At 44.1% G+C, this 18,250-nt stretch carries 15 protein-coding genes; 11 read left to right on the plus strand and 4 right to left on the minus strand.

Going from position 1 to position 18,250, the window contains the following annotated elements; genetic code table 11:
* Positions 1–77: 77 nt before the first annotated feature.
* From LPH68_RS08735 to LPH68_RS08750, 4 genes are all read left to right on the plus strand, one after another.
* Positions 78–2,603, plus strand: coding sequence for an FAD-dependent oxidoreductase (locus tag LPH68_RS08735; RefSeq protein ID WP_151922934.1), 2,526 nt, complete (start codon positions 78–80; stop codon positions 2,601–2,603).
* A gap of 31 nt (positions 2,604–2,634) precedes the next feature.
* Positions 2,635–2,985, plus strand: coding sequence for a winged helix DNA-binding protein (locus LPH68_RS08740; protein ID WP_004314299.1), 351 nt, complete (start codon positions 2,635–2,637; stop codon positions 2,983–2,985).
* A gap of 227 nt (positions 2,986–3,212) precedes the next feature.
* A complete protein-coding gene (locus tag LPH68_RS08745) occupies positions 3,213–3,848 on the plus strand; it encodes a DUF4136 domain-containing protein (RefSeq protein WP_004314298.1) in 636 nt (211 codons plus the stop codon).
* Positions 3,849–3,863: 15 nt separating this feature from the next.
* Positions 3,864–4,490, plus strand: coding sequence for an outer membrane beta-barrel protein (locus tag LPH68_RS08750; RefSeq protein ID WP_008019936.1), 627 nt, complete (start codon positions 3,864–3,866; stop codon positions 4,488–4,490).
* An 88-nt stretch (positions 4,491–4,578) separates the two neighbouring features.
* Here LPH68_RS08750 and LPH68_RS08755 read toward each other — a convergent pair whose 3' ends face one another.
* The 3 genes from LPH68_RS08755 to LPH68_RS08765 are packed head-to-tail and all read right to left on the minus strand — an operon-like array spanning position 4,579 to position 9,237.
* Complete coding sequence (locus LPH68_RS08755) at positions 4,579–7,590, minus strand: glycoside hydrolase family 3 N-terminal domain-containing protein (RefSeq protein WP_004315011.1); 3,012 nt, start codon at positions 7,588–7,590, stop codon at positions 4,579–4,581.
* Positions 7,587–8,426 carry a bifunctional UDP-sugar hydrolase/5'-nucleotidase gene (locus LPH68_RS08760; RefSeq protein ID WP_004315010.1) on the minus strand — a complete coding sequence of 280 codons (840 nt, stop codon included), beginning with the start codon at positions 8,424–8,426 and terminating at the stop codon, positions 7,587–7,589. The genes LPH68_RS08755 and LPH68_RS08760 overlap by 4 nt, the downstream gene beginning before the upstream one ends.
* Before the next feature lie 25 nt (positions 8,427–8,451).
* A complete protein-coding gene (locus LPH68_RS08765; RefSeq protein WP_004315009.1) occupies positions 8,452–9,237 on the minus strand; it encodes a 5'-nucleotidase C-terminal domain-containing protein in 786 nt (261 codons plus the stop codon).
* Positions 9,238–9,392: 155 nt separating this feature from the next.
* Here LPH68_RS08765 and rplS point away from each other — a divergent pair, with 155 nt between their 5' ends.
* Positions 9,393–9,746 carry a 50S ribosomal protein L19 gene (rplS, locus tag LPH68_RS08770; protein ID WP_004315008.1) on the plus strand — a complete coding sequence of 118 codons (354 nt, stop codon included), beginning with the start codon at positions 9,393–9,395 and terminating at the stop codon, positions 9,744–9,746.
* Positions 9,747–10,062: 316 nt separating this feature from the next.
* Here rplS and LPH68_RS08775 read toward each other — a convergent pair whose 3' ends face one another.
* Entirely contained in the window at positions 10,063–11,043 is a 981-nt protein-coding gene (locus tag LPH68_RS08775; protein WP_004315007.1) for an ROK family protein, read from the minus strand.
* Between the two features lie 179 nt (positions 11,044–11,222).
* Between LPH68_RS08775 and LPH68_RS08780 the strand changes: the two genes are divergently transcribed.
* The 6 genes from LPH68_RS08780 (at position 11,223) to msrB (ending at position 18,145) form a co-directional block, all read left to right on the plus strand.
* Positions 11,223–11,939 (plus strand): ABC transporter ATP-binding protein, encoded by a 717-nt coding sequence (locus LPH68_RS08780; protein WP_004315006.1) that lies wholly within the window; start codon positions 11,223–11,225, stop codon positions 11,937–11,939.
* Between the two features lie 83 nt (positions 11,940–12,022).
* A complete protein-coding gene (locus LPH68_RS08785) occupies positions 12,023–13,282 on the plus strand; it encodes an ABC transporter permease (RefSeq protein WP_004315005.1) in 1,260 nt (419 codons plus the stop codon).
* 4 nt (positions 13,283–13,286) lie between these two features.
* A complete protein-coding gene (locus LPH68_RS08790) occupies positions 13,287–14,528 on the plus strand; it encodes an ABC transporter permease (RefSeq protein ID WP_004315004.1) in 1,242 nt (413 codons plus the stop codon).
* A gap of 56 nt (positions 14,529–14,584) precedes the next feature.
* Complete coding sequence (locus LPH68_RS08795; RefSeq protein WP_008644983.1) at positions 14,585–15,685, plus strand: efflux RND transporter periplasmic adaptor subunit; 1,101 nt, start codon at positions 14,585–14,587, stop codon at positions 15,683–15,685.
* A gap of 9 nt (positions 15,686–15,694) precedes the next feature.
* Positions 15,695–17,032, plus strand: a complete 1,338-nt coding sequence (locus tag LPH68_RS08800; RefSeq protein ID WP_008644982.1) for a TolC family protein — start codon at positions 15,695–15,697, stop codon at positions 17,030–17,032.
* 84 nt (positions 17,033–17,116) lie between these two features.
* Positions 17,117–18,145, plus strand: coding sequence for a peptide-methionine (R)-S-oxide reductase MsrB (gene msrB / locus LPH68_RS08805; RefSeq protein WP_008644981.1), 1,029 nt, complete (start codon positions 17,117–17,119; stop codon positions 18,143–18,145).
* Positions 18,146–18,250: the final 105 nt, after the last annotated feature.

The following is an 18,250-nucleotide window of genomic DNA, read 5'->3' on the forward strand; positions in this document are numbered from 1 at the left end:
TTTTTTTATCTGAATCCATGAACATTTCTTCGATCCTGTTTGTTATTTCCATAGGAAACTATTTACACTATAAACAGATGAAAATAATTATTATTGGGGGAGTTGCAGGAGGAGCCACCACTGCTGCCCGAATCAGACGAGTAGATGAAACAGCAGAAATTATCCTTTTGGAAAAAGGAAAGTATATATCATACGCCAATTGCGGGCTTCCTTATTATATAGGAGGAGTGATAGAGGAACGGGATAAATTGTTCGTGCAAACGCCCGAAGCCTTCTCTACACGCTTCCGTGTAGATGTACGTACAGAAAACGAAGCGATTTTCATTGACCGGAAAAGAAAGACAGTGACCATCCGGCAAAGCAGTGAAGACACTTATGAGGAGAGCTACGATAAATTAGTCATCTCCACCGGAGCTTCCCCGGTGCGTCCTCCTCTTCCAGGAATCGACCTTAGCGGAATCTTCACGTTAAGGAATGTCACCGACACGGATCGGATCAAAGAATATATCAAGAGCCACGCTCCGCGAAAAGCCGTTATCGTAGGAGCCGGATTTATCGGTCTGGAAATGGCGGAAAACTTACATACACAGGGAGCGAAAGTGTCGATTGTGGAAATGGGCAATCAAGTGATGGCTCCTATTGACTTCTCGATGGCATCGCTCGTCCACCAGCACTTGATGGATAAAGGAGTCAATCTTTATCTGGAACAAGCTGTCGCCTCTTTTAGCCGGGAGGGAAAAGGGTTGAAAGTAACGTTCAAAAATGGTCAGTCCATTTCTGCCGATATCGTTATCCTGTCAATCGGAGTACGCCCGGAAACCAGTCTGGCACGAGCTGCCGAACTGACTATCGGCCCTGCAGGAGGTATTGCCGTGAATGATTACTTGCAAACGTCTGATGAATCGATTTATGCCATCGGTGACGCAATCGAGTTCCGCCATCCGATCACCGGAAAACCCTGGCTCAACTATCTTGCCGGACCTGCCAACCGTCAGGGACGCATCGTTGCAGACAACGTTCTCGGGGCAAAAACACCTTACGAAGGTTCTATCGGCACTTCAATCGCAAAAGTTTTCGACATGACCGTTGCTTCAACCGGTTTACCCGGCAAGCGCCTGCGCCAGGAAGAGATAGATTATATGTCATCTACCATCCATCCCGCCTCTCATGCCGGCTACTATCCGGATGCCATGCCGATGAGTATCAAAATCACTTTCGACAAAAAGACGGGAAGATTGTACGGCGGGCAAATCGTCGGTTACGATGGAGTGGACAAACGGATTGACGAACTCGCGCTTGTCATCAAACACGAGGGAACGATCTACGACCTGATGAAAGTGGAACAAGCGTATGCTCCTCCGTTCTCTTCGGCCAAAGATCCGGTAGCACTGGCAGGATATGTAGCGGAAGACATCATTACCGGCAAAACCAATCCGGTATATTGGAGAGAGTTGCGGGACATTGAAATGGAAAATAAGTTCCTCCTGGATGTCCGCACCCCGGACGAATATTCTTTAGGCAGCTTACCAGGTGCCGTGAATATTCCGCTGGATGAGCTTCGTGACCGGCTGGCCGAACTGCCGAAAGATAAAATGATTTATACCTTCTGCGCTGTCGGACTACGGGGGTATCTTGCCTACCGGATATTAACTCAACATGGATTTGACAAGGTGCGTAATCTCTCGGGAGGACTGAAGACTTATCGAGCCGCCACTGCTCCGATTATCATACGCGAAGAAAATGGAAATGAAATAGACGAATCACCCGAACAACAAGGAGGTAGTCCCCAAGTTGGGCAACCTGCAGTTGCTAAGGTTTCGGATACCACGGTTACTGCCACGGCTGCCGTCACCGCCGATGCCCTTGCAACCCCCGCTAAAACAGTTCGGGTAGACGCTTGCGGGTTACAATGTCCCGGCCCGATTTTGAAAATGAAGAAAACAATGGATACACTGGCATCAGGTGAACGGGTGGAAATCACCTCAACCGATCCGGGATTTCCGCGTGACGCTGCCGCATGGTGCAGTTCAACGGGCAATCAACTGATTTCGAAAGACAGCTCCGGAGGAAAATCTGTTGTTGTCATAGAAAAAGGAGAACCAAAAGCGTGCAATATTGTTACTTCATGTGAGGGCAAAGGAAAAACCTTTATCATGTTTAGTGATGATTTGGATAAAGCTTTGGCTACTTTTGTACTAGCAAACGGCGCAGCAGCTACGGGACAAAAAGTCACCATCTTCTTTACATTCTGGGGACTGAACGTCATCAAGAAGTTGCACAAACCGGAAACCGAAAAGGATATTTTCGGAAAAATGTTTGGCATGATGCTGCCTTCCAGCTCCAAAAAACTGAAACTTTCTAAGATGAGTATGGGCGGAATAGGCGGAAAAATGATGCGGTATATCATGAACAAAAAAGGGATTGATTCACTGGAATCCCTGCGCCAGCAAGCGCTGGAAAACGGTGTGGAATTTATTGCTTGCCAGATGTCAATGGACGTGATGGGAGTCAAACAAGAAGAACTCCTGGACGAGGTGACCATTGGCGGCGTAGCAACGTATATGGAACGGGCGGATAACGCAAACGTTAATCTATTTATTTAAAAAATGAACAAATGAAATATTTAAATAAGGTATGAAAACAATATGTGCAATGCGTGATGTATTCAAAGCAATGGGAAACTTTGAAACAGCATTTGAAAAAATGTACCAGATAACGCTTAATGAAGCAATGATATTGTGTGCCCTTAAAGAGGCTTCGGACAAAGTGACGGCTACCAACCTGTCTAAACAAACCGAACTAAGCCCCTCACACACATCCAAAATGCTGCGGATACTGGAAGAAAAAGGACTAATCGTCCGATCACTCGGAAGTGAAGACCGGAGACAGATGTATTTCCATCTGACTCAATTGGGTAAACAACGGGTAACTGAACTGGAACTTGATAAGGTAGAAATACCGGATCTACTAAAACCTCTGTTTTAATAAACGGATTTTTCAAATAAATATCTGTAAATAATAAACGGTGAGCAAACTCCCTGATAATAGGGCAGAGCGCTCACCGTTTTTCTTTCCGCCGGGCCAAAGAAATATGTTAATTTTCCGGCAAAAGAAATTTCCACGCGAACCTTTTTCCACCTTTCTTGTTGTTTGTATCAAAAGCCCAAGGTACCTGGGCGTGATTTTTATATAACCTAAACATTATAAAAGATATGAAGAAATTAATTCCTATTTTATTGGCGGTCTTTGCACTCGCTTCATGTGAAAAAGACCCGGACATGGGTAAACTGGATGACAATTATCTGGTATACACTAACTACGACAAGAAAGCCGATTTCAAAGTTCCTACATTCTATCTGGCACCACAGATTCTGGTCATCAGTGATAGTAAAGAACCGGAATATCTCGAAGGTGAAGGCGCAGAACAAATTCTGGCAGCTTATACAGACAATATGGAAGCTAGAGGTTACGAAGCAGCAGCTGACCAGGAAAGCGCAGATCTTGGTATCCAAGTGAGCTACATCGCAAGTACTTATTATTTCACCAGCTACACACAACCTGAATGGTGGTGGGGTTATCCCGGATATTGGGGTCCTGGCTACTGGGGTGGCAACTGGGGTGGTGGATGGTACTACCCGTATGCAGTAACTTATAGTTATAGCACCAACTCCTTCCTGACAGAAATGGTGAACTTGAAAGCCGAACAGGGAGACAGTAAAAAACTGCCTGTTGTATGGACAAGTTATCTGACCGGATTTGAAACTGGTTCCAAAGCTATCAACCGTACTCTTGCAGTAGAAGCTGTCAACCAGTCATTTACACAGTCACCTTATCTTACTAACAAATAAACAACTACAACTGTTATGAAAACAAGAAAAAATATATACTTCAAGGTAGTAGCCTTGGCGGCTATTGCCATCGCCTTCGCCATGCCGGCTAAGGCACAGCTATCGGACAATGGATATGCAAATATCGACTGGCAGTTCAACGCTCCGCTAAGTAACAATTTTGCTGATAAAGCAAGCGGTTGGGGTATGAACTTCGAAGGTGGTTATTTCGTGACTCCTAACATCGGTTTGGGTCTTTTCCTCAACTATCACAGCAACCACGAATATGTAGGTCGCGAAACCTTCCAGATGGGCGCCGGTGAAGTGACTACCGATCAGCAACATACCATTTTCCAATTGCCTTTCGGTGCTGCTGCACGTTACCAGTGGAATCGTGGTGGAGCCTTTCAACCATACGTCAGTGCTAAATTAGGTGCTGAATATGCTAAAATCCGCTCTAATTTCAGCATGCTGGAAGCAAGAGAAAACAGTTGGGGATTCTATGCTTCTCCTGAAGTAGGTATCAATGTATTCCCATGGGTTTACGGACCGGGGTTGCACTTTGCTTTGTACTACAGCTATGGTACCAACAAGGCTGACGTACTGCATTACAGTGTAGATGGATTGAGCAACTTCGGCTTCCGCCTGGGTGTATCCTTCTAAGACTGGCTGACAACTATCAGAATATTACGTTAATAATAAAAAAGGTAAAAGGTAGCTTTTAATATAGGCACCTTTTACCTTTCTTTTTTTATTTTTTCTTCATCGCATCATAAATAGCTCCCTGTATTCGCTCACGAATGTGCAGTTGGTTCAGTTTGCGATTTGTCACATCCGGATAAATCCGGTTGCTAAGGAATACATAAACCAGTTCATTGACCGGATCTACCCATGCACATGTACCGGTAAAGCCGGTATGACCGTACACTCCGGCAGGTGCGGCAGGAGCACAATTTCCTTTCTTCGGATCATCAGCATCCGGTTTGTCAAAGCCCAAGCCACGCCGGCTGATCTTTGAAGTTTCCGTAGTAAACAACTGGCAGGTTTCTTTGCTTAGATAGCGTTGACCGTCTATTTCTCCTCCATTCAGCAACATCTGATAAACGCGGGCTACATCACGGGCAGTAGAGAAAAGTCCGGCATTCCCGGCCAATCCGCCAAAGAAAGCGGAAGCCTCATCATGCACAAATCCCTGCAAAGTCTCTTTACGCAAGAAACGGTCTTTGTTGGAAGGGACAATTTCCGATTTGGCAAAACGGCGTAAAGGCAAGTAGCCTGTATGCTCCAACCCCATCGGTTCGTAAAACTCACGTTGCAGATAGGCTTCCATAGGCATACCGGCCAGTTGTTCTACCAACATACCCAACAGAATAAATCCGACATCACTATATACATAGCGTTTCTGCTTTAACGGAGCTTCCATTATTTTCTCTTCCATCACCTTCCGGAAGGAACGGTTTAACCACAAGCTATCACAGATTTGAACAGTGTAATCACCAGTCTTGACGGGAGAGACGTATTCACTTTTGAATTTGAACTTCGGATTCGCCCATGAAGTCGTTCCCAACTGTAACGGATGATGCGCGTCTTTGCGTGCGCTGAACAATCTTCCGTCATAACTATCTTTATCAATGGCTTCTTGGTAGAAAGGAATCCAGGAAGGTAAACCGGACTGATGATACAGGATTTCCTGAATCGTTATATCTTTCTTATCAGTACGTTGCAAAAACGGTAAATGATCCGAAATCTTATCTGTCAGATTGAAACGTCCCTTATCGTAGAGTTTCATGATGGCAAGCAAAGTGCCCGTCGTCTTTGATAGGGAAGCCAAATCGTAGATACTGGTAGATTCGACACGCGGACTTCCTTTACCCGCATAAGTGCCGAAAGATTTGTCGAACATGCTATGGCCGTTTTTCAACACTACCACCTGGCAACCGGGATAAGCTCCTTGGCGAATACCGTCTAATGCGATAGAATCGATGCGTTTCAGATGAGTGGAAGAAAGCCCATATTCTTCCGGCACGAAATGCAATGGCGTCTTGGGGGTAATGGTCACTCCTGCTCCCGTTGGAAACAGTTCTCCCAAGCTTGCCGACAACTGTCCGTCTGCGGATGCCTTGGCAAATAACACATCTGCGACCTGACGCTGCACGTCTACATTGTAACTATGTCCCAACACGACTGCCGAAGCATGAGACACGGCCCGCTGAATCTGCAACATCATCTTCCCCGGAGTGAAAAACAGATAAATAGCCGGACTTTGAGGAGCAAACTTCGCAAAGAAAGGCTGATAAGACGCCAAGCGCTGTTCGCTAACGGCTACAATGATTCGTTTATAGGTAGACAGAGAATCACGCAACCGTTGATTTTCCTCTTCTGTCTGATTGGCACGAAGGCAAAAGCGAGCTAAAGAGGTATAACGGGAAAGTTGTTTGGCCAATACATCAGTTTTTCCAGGATTTCCCACTTCGAGCAGTGCAATCTTCTGTTCCTTGTCTGTATGTAGAGGAAGGATATGATTCTTGTTATTCAAAACGGTTATTGCCGCTAAATTCAACCGACGAACCAGGTCACGTGTCTGCGGACTGTTAATGCGTTGTTCCAGACCGGATAATTGTACATACGATTTCTTCTTAAGTCCCAACACATATTTATAAGTCAAGACTTTGCGGCATTTGCTTTCAATCTCTTCACGGCTTAGTTCCCCTTTTTCAACAGCTGCCAGTACGGCCGGTATCTCTTCCTTCAGGTTACGGGGAGACAGTACCATGTCATTACCTGCTTTCAAAGCCTGCAAACTGACATTTCCATTTCCTGCCACACCTTTCATGGCAAGCGCGTCGGTAAATATCAGCCCTTTGAACGCCAGTTCATCGGTCAGCAAATCATACACGACATTGCGGGACAAGGAAGACGGAAGTCCGCCAATAGGTTCAATCACCGGAACTTGCAGATGCCCCACCATCATACCGCCCAGTCCGGCACGGATGGCCTCTTTAAAAGGATAAAGCTCCACACTATCCAGACGCTCGCGAGTGAAAGGAAGTACCGGAAGCGCTTTATGCGAATCGACATCGGTATCCCCGTGTCCGGGAAAGTGTTTGCACACAGATAACACCCCTCCACTTTCCAAACCGGAAGCATAAGCGATAACCTTATCAGCCACCTGTATCGGATCTTCTCCAAAAGAACGGGTATTGATTACGGGATTTTCAGGATTTATATTCACGTCCGCCACCGGAGCAAAGTTGACCTGTACTCCAATCTGTCGGCATTGACGAGCAACTTCACGCCCGTATTCATAGAGCAGCTTGTTGTCACGGATACATCCCAATACCATATTCCGTGGAAAAACAGGCATACCACGCAAACGCATGGCCAGTCCCCATTCTCCATCAAAGGTAATCATCAAAGGGACTTTTGCCTGCCGTTGCGCCCGGTTTGTCAGTTCAACCTGATTTTGCATCTTCCCACCGGAAAAGAGAAGTCCGCCCACTTTATAGGTGTCGATTACTTCGCGCAACAGTTCCAGATTTCGTTTGGTATCTACCGGGGCAATGGTATAGATGAACAACTGCCCTACCTTTTCTTTAAAGGAAAGCTTATCCATAACCGAATCAACCCAGTGCCGGCAGTCTTTGTCCTGAAGGGCTTTATACACCAGCAGAGGTTCAACGGTTGTAGCATTCTGCGCCGGACTTGAAACCGTGCCGGCCGCAATAAGGAATAAAAGCGTTACTATTGAGGGGATTATCTTCATTTATGTTTCAAAGTCAAATCGAGACGGCCTACACGAACACCATTTTTTCCCGTGTGCATAACAGGCACCTCTTTTCCGTCCATATTCAAGTATGTTTTGGGGCCTTTCATAAATGTATGAGAGTGCCCGCCCAGAATCACGTCGATATTGCGTGTTCCGGCAACCAGATGTTCATCCATTTGAATGCCCAGATGAGACAGGCATACTACCAAATCACAACCTTCTTCGTCTTTCAACAAAGCAGCTATTTCGTTGGATACGCGGACAGGATCTTCATAAACGACTCCTTCGCATTTATTAGCCTGAATCATCCCTTCCGGTTGGGTTCCAAGACCAAACACACCAATTCTCAAACCATATTTCTCAAGAACGACGTAGGGTTTAACTATATCTTTCAATACCGTAGCATCCAGATTATAGTTGGCACAAACGACCGGGAAATTAGCCATCTTGAAAATACGTTCCATATTATCCACATCAAAATCAAACTCATGGTTACCGATAGTCATAGCGTCATAACCCATTTCATTCATTAGTTTAACTTCCACTTCTCCGCGGAACATATTATAATAAGGTGTCCCTTGAGAAATATCTCCGCAGTCGAAAAGCAGCACATTCTTATGCTCCTTGCGGAACTGTTCGAGAAAAGCAGCCCGGCGAAGAAAACCACCTTTATTATAGTATTCGTCCCCCTTCTGATTGACAGGTTCGATACGACTATGCACATCGCTTGTTTGTAAAATAATCACTTCTTTGGTATCCTTATCCTGCGCAAAGATTGAGAAAGTAAAGCTCAATGCAAGACATAACAGGAATAATATCTGAAATCTTTTCATATTCAATATTTTTAGATTCTCCTTTTTATTTTATGGTAATACGTCCATCCAGTTTAGAGGTAATCGCTTTGCCTTCGGCAGTCTGTTTGCGTACATAATCAAGAAATAGTCCGCGTAAGGTTGCGTCTTCGGGGCATACTCTCTTTTCCGCCTGCAGGAAAGCATCCATCCGTCCGTTTCCATCTGCCAGATAGTCGATAGTAGCCACCGTGTAGAGCTGGTCATCCTTTAGTGGTTTTTCACCGACAAAGGCGTTCAGCAACTTTCCATCTTTGGTGATTTCAAGACGGATACCGCTCACTCCTTCTCCGTGTAGAGATGCAATCGCTTCAAAAAGACGTCTCAAATCTGTTCCTTTCATAGTCAGTACGCAAAGAGAATTCTCAAAAGGAAGAATTTCAAACACATCGCCTACCGTAATATCTCCTTCGGGCAAGATATTACGCAAGCCGCCCATATTTACCAATCCCATATCAGCAGGTTTCCCCAACACCTGAACAGCCGCTTGCTGCAAAACACCTGCAACAAGGTTGGAAAGTAAACTTTCGGGACCTCCTTTGTCCATTTTCATCGCACTGGTGCCGATGACTTCATACATCATCGCATCCACCTTTTCCTTATAAGGCTTTAAGATTTCGGCAGCTTTCGCGTTGGGATGGGTATCCCAAACAGAATCAATCGTTATCATGCTGCCCTCTACTTTAGTTACTTCGTACTGAGCCGTAGTCTCGCGTGCGGTCCGGCAGGAAGTAAACAGGAAGCCTCCTGCCAACGCTGCCACCATCAGATACTTTGCATAAGTCTGTTTCATGTTCGCTATTTTTAGATATGCTACAAATATACAAAAACATTTGGCTATCTGGCAAATAATTCGTTACTTTGCACCGCTTTCGCGCAATCGCTGTCAAGAGAAGAGATACTTGGTATGTTGCGTTGTAACGATGAAACAATTTAATAATAACAACAATGGATTTAATTAAAATTGCAGAAGAAGCATTCGCTACCGGAAAACAGCACCCGAGCTTCAAAGCAGGAGACACTGTAACAGTAGCATATCGTATTATCGAGGGTAACAAAGAACGTGTACAGCTGTACCGTGGTGTTGTTATCAAAATCGCCGGTCACGGAGACAAAAAACGTTTTACTGTACGTAAAATGTCAGGAACTATAGGCGTAGAAAGAATTTTCCCAATCGAATCACCGGCTATCGATAGCATCGAAGTGAACAAGGTAGGTAAAGTTCGTCGCGCTAAATTGTACTACCTGCGCGCTCTTACTGGTAAGAAAGCTAGAATCAAAGAAAAAAGAGCTAACGGCTAAGCCGAACTTTTCGATTCGAAATAAAAAAGGGAACTTCATAATGAATGAAGTTCCCTTTTTTATTGCTACCATTCTCGCAAAGCTATTATCTGGGAAGTACATTTTCTCAACTATACTCACACCTGTGAGAAAAAATACTCATACCTATGAGAATATATTCCCATTAGTATGAGTATTATTTCTCATACTAGTGAGAATAAACCCTTTTCTGAATAGGCTGTAGATGCCTTGTAGATGGCGGAAAGGAATAATAAAACAAAGCCCCGAAAGTCATAGACTCCCGAGGCTTCATCACCTTTATTATAATAATGATATATTATTCTTTCAAATCTTTCAGTTCCCAAGCCAATGCACTGGCACCCAGTACAGCAGCATCAGAATCCTTCAATTCGGAAACGAGCAATTTCGTCTTACCTTTATAGATATTCAGGATATTATCATCAATGGCCTTCTGAATCGGTTTCATGATATAGTCACCGGACTTAGCCAAGCCACCGAACAATACAATGGCTTCAGGGCTGGAGAATGCAATAGCATCCGCCAAAGCTTCACCCAAGATATTACCTGTAAATTCGAAGATCTCCTGTGCCAATTTATCTCCTTGTACAGCTGCGTCATATACATCTTTTGAAGTAATGTTTTCTGCAGGAATGTTACGAAGCAAGCTGGCATCCGTACGAGCGGCAAGGAATTCGCGAGCTGTGCGAGCTACACCGGTAGCCGAACAGTAAGTTTCCAGACATCCCTTACGTCCACAACCGCAAAGACGACCATCGCGACGAGCGATCACGTGTCCTAATTCGCCTGCAAAACCGTCATGTCCATATACCATCTGGCCGTTGATAACAATACCACTACCCACACCGGTACCCAGTGTAATCATGATAAAGTCTTTCATACCACGGGCAGCGCCATAAGTCATTTCACCGATAGCAGCAGCATTTGCATCGTTTGTCAAAGCAGTGGGGATACCCAGTCTTTCTTCAAACATGGCAGCCAACGGAAGAATTCCTTTCCAAGGCAAGTTTGGAGCAAATTCAATCGTTCCCGTGTAATAGTTACCATTCGGAGCACCGATACCGATACCTCTGATTTTATCAACGCCACCATTAGCAATAATCAATGGAAGCAGGCTTTTACACACTTCATCAGCGTATTCTTCTACTGTAGGATAACCAGATGTTTTGATTGAACTGCTGGCAATAATAGTTCCGCGTGCGTCTACAATTCCAAAGACGGTATTCGTTCCGCCTATGTCAATACCTACTACGTAGGGCTTTTCCATGTTTGAATTCATGATACTTTTATTTAAAAGGGTTAGTTAATCATTAAGTTTACTGCACACAAATTACGTAAAGAAGATTGAGTCTACAAAATGTTTTTCAAAAAAAGTTCAACCTCTTTGCAACTTTTCGTATCTTGCAGCCGTCTAATAGTAGAAAATTATTAGAAAACAGAATCTAAATAAAGAAAATTGTGATACAACTAACAAACGTCAACAAGACCTACAACAACGGAGCGTCTCTCCATGTACTTAAAGGTATCAATCTCAATATCGAACAGGGAGAATTTGTTTCCATCATGGGAGCATCCGGGTCTGGGAAATCAACTTTACTCAATATATTGGGAATTCTCGACAACTACGACACCGGAGAGTATTATCTGAATAACGTACTCATCAAGAACTTAAGCGAAACCAAAGCTGCCGAATACCGGAATCGCATGATCGGATTTATCTTCCAGTCATTTAACCTGATTTCCTTTAAAGATGCCGTAGAGAATGTAGCACTTCCTTTATTTTATCAAGGGATAAGCCGCAAGAAGCGAAATGCACTTGCCTTGGAATATCTCGACCGTCTGGGTTTAAAAGACTGGGCACATCACATGCCCAACGAAATGAGTGGCGGTCAGAAACAACGTGTGGCAATCGCACGGGCTTTAATCACCCAACCGCAAATCATTCTGGCAGATGAGCCTACAGGAGCTTTGGACAGTAAAACTTCCGTGGAAGTGATGCAAATTCTGAAAGATCTTCATAAGCTGGGAATGACGATTGTAGTTGTCACCCACGAAAGCGGAGTTGCCAACCAAACAGACAAGATTATACACATCAAGGACGGGGTTATCGAACGCATTGAAGATAATATCGACCACGATGCCTCTCCGTTCGGCAAAGACGGTTTCATGAAATAAGTATTAATTCCATGCGGTCGCAGCGCAGCCTAATACTTAATACCTAATACTTAATACTTACTTATCACCTAATACTTAAAAAAATGATTGATATTTGGCAAGAAATATACAGTACCATCAAGCGTAACAAGCTAAGGACTTTTCTCACAGGATTTGCTGTGGCATGGGGTATCTTTATGCTGATCGTCCTGTTAGGCGCAGGAAACGGATTGATCCATGCATTCGAGCAATCGGCTTCCGAACGTGCCATGAACTCCATCAAGATTTTTCCGGGATGGACCAGCAAATCATACGATGGACTGAAAGAAGGAAGACGAGTGCAATTGGATAATAAAGACGTGGACGCTACCGACCATTATTTTCCGGACCATGTCATTAAAGCCGGGGCAACTGTGTGGCAAGGAGGTATTAACTTAAGTTTCGGACAAGAATACGTCAGTTTGAATCTTTCCGGCGTATATCCCAACCATACGGAAGTAGAAGTGGTGAAACTCTTCAAAGGACGTTTCATCAATGAAATTGATATTAAAGAGCGCCGGAAAGTAATTGTGCTCCATAAAAAGACAGCAGAGATTCTTTTCGATAAAACGCATACCGAGCCTATCGGGCAGTTTGTCAATGCCAGTAATGTGGTTTATCAGGTAGTAGGGCTGTATAATGATAAAGGAGACAGCGGAGACAGCGATGCTTACATCCCCTTCACCACCCTGCAAACGATTTACAACAAAGGAGACAAGTTGAATAACCTTGTCATGACTACCAAAAATCTGGAAACGATAGAAGCGAATGAAGCATTTGAAGCTCATTACCGCAAGGTGCTGGGGGCTAATCATCGCTTTGACCCGACAGATCATAGTGCTATCTGGATTTGGAACCGGTTTACCAACTACTTGCAACAGCAGCAAGGCTCGAACATGCTACGCATCGCTATCTGGGTGATCGGTATCTTCACACTGTTAAGCGGGATTGTAGGAGTATCCAACATTATGCTGATTACCGTAAAAGAACGTACCCGTGAATTCGGTATCCGCAAAGCTCTGGGTGCCAAGCCGCTTTCTATTCTCTGGCTGATTATCGTAGAGAGTGTCACCATTACCACGATATTCGGATATATAGGAATGGTGGCGGGCATCGGAGTGACCGAATGGATGAATAACGCCTTTGGCAATCAGACAATGGATACCGGAATGTGGACGGAAACTGTTTTCCTGAATCCGACAGTAGATATAAGAATCGCCATACAGGCTACACTCACATTAATAATAGCTGGTACGTTAGCCGGATTATTCCCTGCCCGAAAAGCAGTCAGCATCCGACCAATCGAAGCACTTAGAGCAGATTAAGACTATGAGAATAGACATGGATACCTGTGAGGAAATCCTCATTACCATTACAAGAAATAAAACGAGAAGCCTGCTGACTGCATTCGGTGTTTTCTGGGGAATCTTTATGCTCGTCGCCCTGATCGGCGGCGGACAAGGACTGGAAGGCATGATGAAAAAGAACTTTGAAGGATTCGCAACCAACTCCGGCTTCCTTGCCGCACAGAAAACGGGCGAAGCTTACAAAGGTTTCCGCAAAGGCAGGTGGTGGAATCTGGAAGCTATCGACATCGAACGTCTCCGCTCGAAGGTCAAAGATGTGGAGGTCATTACTCCTTCCATTGCCCGTTGGGGTTCCAAAGCTGTATACGAAGATAAGAAATACGATTGCAGCGTGAAAGGATTATATCCGGACTATCTCCACATCGAATCACAAGAAATGGCCTACGGCAGGTTTATCAACGAAGTGGATATACAGGAAGCACGTAAAGTGTGCGTTATCGGAAAACGTATCTATGAAAGCCTGTTCAAACCGGGAGAGGATCCTTGTGGAAAATACATACGTGTGGACGGAATTTATTATCAGGTGATCGGCATGTCTTCCTCCGAAGGGGATATGAACATACAGGGACGGGCTTCGGAAGCTGTCACCCTGCCTTTCACCACGATGCAGCAAACGTATAACTTAGGGGGACGGATCGACGTCATCTGCTTCACCGTGAAGCATGGAATCAAAGTGTCCGACGTACAACCGGAAATGGAGCAGATTATTAAAGCTGCGCATTATATCGCGCCTAACGACAAACAGGCACTTATGTACCTGAATGCGGAAGCGATGTTCTCGATGGTAGACAATCTGTTTACCGGTATCAATATACTGGTTTGGATGGTAGGATTGGGGACTCTGTTGGCAGGTGCCATCGGCGTATCTAATATTATGATGGTAACCGTGAAAGAACGTACCACCGAAATTGGTATCCGCCGGGCAATCGGCGCACGCCCCAAAGATATTCTGCAACAGATTCTATCGGAAAGTATGGTGCTTACTACTATTGCAGGAATGTGTGGAATCTCTTTTGCCGTCATGGTGTTGCAACTGGTAGAGATGGGAGCAAACGCCGACGGAGGAGACGTCCGTTTTCAGGTTACCTTCGGACTGGCAATCGGCACTTGTGCTCTTCTGATCGCACTGGGAATGTTGGCAGGTCTCGCACCTGCTTATCGGGCTATGGCTATCAAACCGATTGAAGCTATCCGCGACGAATAAAGAAGTGCGAGGGATTTCAATTATTAATCGTAAACAATAAAAATATAAATAAAGTCATGAAAAAGTATCTGAAAATCACATTATTGGTAGTCATTGCTATCATTCTTGTCGGAACATTCGTATTCCTTTATCAGAAGTCTAAACCCAAGGTAATCACTTACGAAATAGTAAAACCGGAAGTCACTGATCTCCAAAAGACTACAGTAGCTACCGGAAAGGTGGAACCGAGAGACGAAATTTTAATCAAACCGCAGATTTCGGGTATTATCGACGAAGTGTACAAAGAAGCCGGACAAGCTGTGAAGAAAGGGGAAGTTATCGCCAAAGTAAAAGTAATCCCTGAACTCGGTCAACTGAATTCTGCGGAAAGCCGTGTGCGCTTGGCAGAGATTAATGCAACACAGGCAGAAACGGATTTTGCCCGTGTAAAGAAGTTGTACGAAGATCAGCTGATTAGCCGGGAAGAATATGAGAAAAGTGAAGTAGCCTTGAAACAGGCTCGTGAAGAGAGACAGACGGCTAAAGATAATCTGGAAATCGTAAAAGAAGGGATTACTAAAAACAGTGCATCGTTCAGTAGTACGATGATTCGTTCTACCATTGACGGGTTGATTTTGGATGTACCTGTAAAAGCCGGTAACTCTGTGATTATGAGTAACACGTTCAATGATGGAACCACGATTGCTACGGTAGCCAATATGAACGACATGATTTTCCGTGGTAATATTGATGAAACGGAAGTGGGACGTATCCACGAACAGATGCCGATCAAACTGACAATCGGAGCTTTGCAGAATCTGACTTTCAACGCCATTCTGGAATATATCTCTCCGAAAGGGGTAGAAACCAATGGTGCCAACCAATTTGAAATCAAGGCTGCAATTACCATTCCAGATTCCGTTCAGATTCGTTCCGGATATTCGGCTAATGCGGAAATCGTGTTGCAAAGGGCAAATCAAGTATTGGCAGTGCCCGAAAGCACTATTGAGTTTAATGGCGACTCTACATTTGTGTACATCATGACAGATTCAGTGCCCGAACAAAAGTTCCAGCGTACGCAGGTGACTGCCGGCATGAGTGATGGAATCAAGATAGAAATCAAGAAAGGAATAACTGCACAGGACAAAATACGGGGTGCAGAGAAAAAAGATAAATAATTGAATTCAATGAAAATAATTCGTAAAACCATATCAGCCCTTCTGCTTGCCGGGATCGGAATCACTTCTATCCAAGCACAGAACAACTCCCCGCAAGCATGGACATTGCGGCAATGTATCGACTATGCCATCGAGCATAATATAGAGATTCGTCAATCGACCAACAGTGTTGAAGCCAATAAAGTGAGTGTAAACACTAGTAAATGGACACGTCTTCCGAATTTGAGCGGTAGCGCCAGCCAAAACTGGAGTTGGGGACGTACTGCTTCTCCGATAGACAACTCGTATAGTGACATTAACAGTGCCAATACCAGTTTCAGCTTGGGAACCAATGTACCGATATTTACCGGTTTGCAGTTATCCAACCAATATTCACTTGCCAAGTTGGATTTAAAAGCCGCTATAGAAGATTTGAATAAAGCCAAAGAAGACATTGCAATCAATGTCACTTCCGCTTATTTGCAGGTTTTATTCAACCAAGAATTAAGTAAGGTTGCTCATAATCAGGTAAATTTAAGCAAAGACCAGCTAAAGCGTATCCAAGGACTTCACGGAGTAGGTAAAGCATCCCCTTCTGAAGTGGCCGAAGCACAAGCCCGTGTCGCACAGGACGAAATGACTGCTGTACAATCAGACAATACGTACAAGTTGTCATTATTAGACCTCACCCAACTTTTGGAATTACCTACGCCTGAAGGATTCGTGCTCGAAAGTCCTAAGGAAGAACTAGAGTTCGAATCTCTCACCCCACCGGATGATATATATACACAGGCTCTTGCTTACAAACCAAGTATTAAGGCTGCAGAATACCGTTTACAAGGTAGTCTTAATAGCATTCGTATTGCTCAAAGTGCATTCTATCCACAACTCTCTTTCAGCGCCGGTTTGGGTAGCAATTATTATACGGTGAGCGGAAGATCAGAAAACAGCTTCGGCAGTCAGATAAAGAACAACCTAAATAAGTATATAGGATTCAATTTGAGCGTTCCGATCTTTAATCGTTTTTCTACACGAAACCGAGTACGCACCGCTCGTTTACAACAAATAGACTTATCTTTGAGATTGGATAACGCAAAGAAAGTACTCTACAAAGAGATTCAGCAGGCTTGGTATAATGCTCTAGCTGCTGAAAGCAAGTACAACTCCAGTGAAGTGGCAGTGAAAGCCAACGAGGAGTCTTTCCGCCTAATGAGTGAGAAATTCAATAACGGCAAAGCTACCTTTGTAGAATATAATGAAGCCAAACTTAATCTGACGAAAGCTCTTTCGGATAAGTTGCAAGCTAAATACGACTATCTGTTCCGGACTAAAATTCTGGATTTCTACAAAGGACAGATCATTGAATAAAAAGAAATATATTTGAGTTTAGTATAGTAGTTCCTTCAAACATATCCGTTGGTTCATTCGTTATTATAGAAAGAACTAACGGATATGAAGTATTTTATCATCATAGTGATCGTAGTGATTAGTAATACATTTTTAGGAGTTGCTAAACCAATGAAAAATCAAGCAGAAATCTATTTTGCAGGAGGATGCTTCTGGGGAACAGAACATTTCCTGAAACAAATTCGAGGAGTAGAAAGTACTCAAGTAGGATATGCCAACAGTAATGTTGCCAACCCGAGTTATGAACAGGTCTGTTCAGGAAAAACCAATGCTGCGGAAACAGTAAAGGTGGTTTATGATCCTAAAACGGTAGATTTAAATTTGCTGCTCGATCTGTATTTCAAGACAATTGATCCTACCAGCCTCAACCGTCAGGGTAATGACCGGGGAACACAGTATAGAACCGGAATTTATTATATAAATAAAGAAGATCTTCCTGTCATTAACCAGGCTATTAAACTATTGTCTACACAATATAAGACTCCTATCGCTATAGAAGTAAAGCCATTGACTAATTTCTATCCGGCAGAGACTTACCATCAGGACTATCTGGATAAAAATCCGGGAGGATACTGCCATATCAATCCTGCTTTATTTGAAATGGCACGCAAAGCCAATGCACCGAAAACAAAAGTGTATCAAAAACCGGATGACTCAACCCTCCGCAAGGAACTGTCGGCGGAACAATATGCAGTAACCCAGAAGAATGCCACCGAACCGGCCTTCCACAATGAATACTGGAATGAGCATCGCCCAGGCATTTATGTTGATATTACCACCGGAGAGCCTTTGTTTGTTTCTACCGACAAGTTCGATTCGGGTTGCGGGTGGCCTAGCTTTTCCCAGCCGATTCAAAAAGATATCATCGCAGAGAAGAAAGATACTTCGCATGGCATGATACGTACGGAAGTGCGCAGTAAAACCGGGGATGCGCATCTGGGACATGTATTCACAGATGGTCCGAAAGAGAAAGGCGGATTACGTTATTGCATCAATAGCGCCTCCCTTCGTTTTATCCCGAAAGAGAAAATGAAAGAGGAAGGTTATGGAGAATATTTGCCACTCATTAAATAGTCGCCCCTTAGAATGTGCTTTTACGCCTAATAATCAACATATTAATATATAAATTGCTTTGATATATCTGCAAGTTTTTGTATCTTTATGGTTGAAAACTTGCAG

The organism is Bacteroides sp. 1_1_30, from assembly GCF_020982715.1.
GTDB classification, from domain to species: domain Bacteria; phylum Bacteroidota; class Bacteroidia; order Bacteroidales; family Bacteroidaceae; genus Bacteroides; species Bacteroides xylanisolvens.

Bases quoted from the DNA above. Each gene is read 5' to 3' on its own strand.
- LPH68_RS08735 (WP_151922934.1), top strand. From the start codon at position 78: ATGAAAATAATTATTATTGGGGGAGTTGCAGGAGGAGCCACCACTGCT.
- LPH68_RS08745 (WP_004314298.1), top strand. From the start codon at position 3,213: ATGAAGAAATTAATTCCTATTTTATTGGCGGTCTTTGCACTCGCTTCA.
- LPH68_RS08740 (WP_004314299.1), top strand. From the start codon at position 2,635: ATGAAAACAATATGTGCAATGCGTGATGTATTCAAAGCAATGGGAAAC.
- LPH68_RS08750 (WP_008019936.1), top strand. From the start codon at position 3,864: ATGAAAACAAGAAAAAATATATACTTCAAGGTAGTAGCCTTGGCGGCT.
- LPH68_RS08755 (WP_004315011.1), bottom strand. From the start codon at position 7,590: ATGAAGATAATCCCCTCAATAGTAACGCTTTTATTCCTTATTGCGGCC.
- LPH68_RS08800 (WP_008644982.1), top strand. From the start codon at position 15,695: ATGAAAATAATTCGTAAAACCATATCAGCCCTTCTGCTTGCCGGGATC.
- LPH68_RS08765 (WP_004315009.1), bottom strand. From the start codon at position 9,237: ATGAAACAGACTTATGCAAAGTATCTGATGGTGGCAGCGTTGGCAGGA.
- msrB (WP_008644981.1), top strand. From the start codon at position 17,117: ATGAAGTATTTTATCATCATAGTGATCGTAGTGATTAGTAATACATTT.
- rplS (WP_004315008.1), top strand. From the start codon at position 9,393: ATGGATTTAATTAAAATTGCAGAAGAAGCATTCGCTACCGGAAAACAG.
- LPH68_RS08760 (WP_004315010.1), bottom strand. From the start codon at position 8,426: ATGAAAAGATTTCAGATATTATTCCTGTTATGTCTTGCATTGAGCTTT.
- LPH68_RS08795 (WP_008644983.1), top strand. From the start codon at position 14,585: ATGAAAAAGTATCTGAAAATCACATTATTGGTAGTCATTGCTATCATT.
- LPH68_RS08785 (WP_004315005.1), top strand. From the start codon at position 12,023: ATGATTGATATTTGGCAAGAAATATACAGTACCATCAAGCGTAACAAG.
- LPH68_RS08775 (WP_004315007.1), bottom strand. From the start codon at position 11,043: ATGAATTCAAACATGGAAAAGCCCTACGTAGTAGGTATTGACATAGGC.
- LPH68_RS08790 (WP_004315004.1), top strand. From the start codon at position 13,287: ATGAGAATAGACATGGATACCTGTGAGGAAATCCTCATTACCATTACA.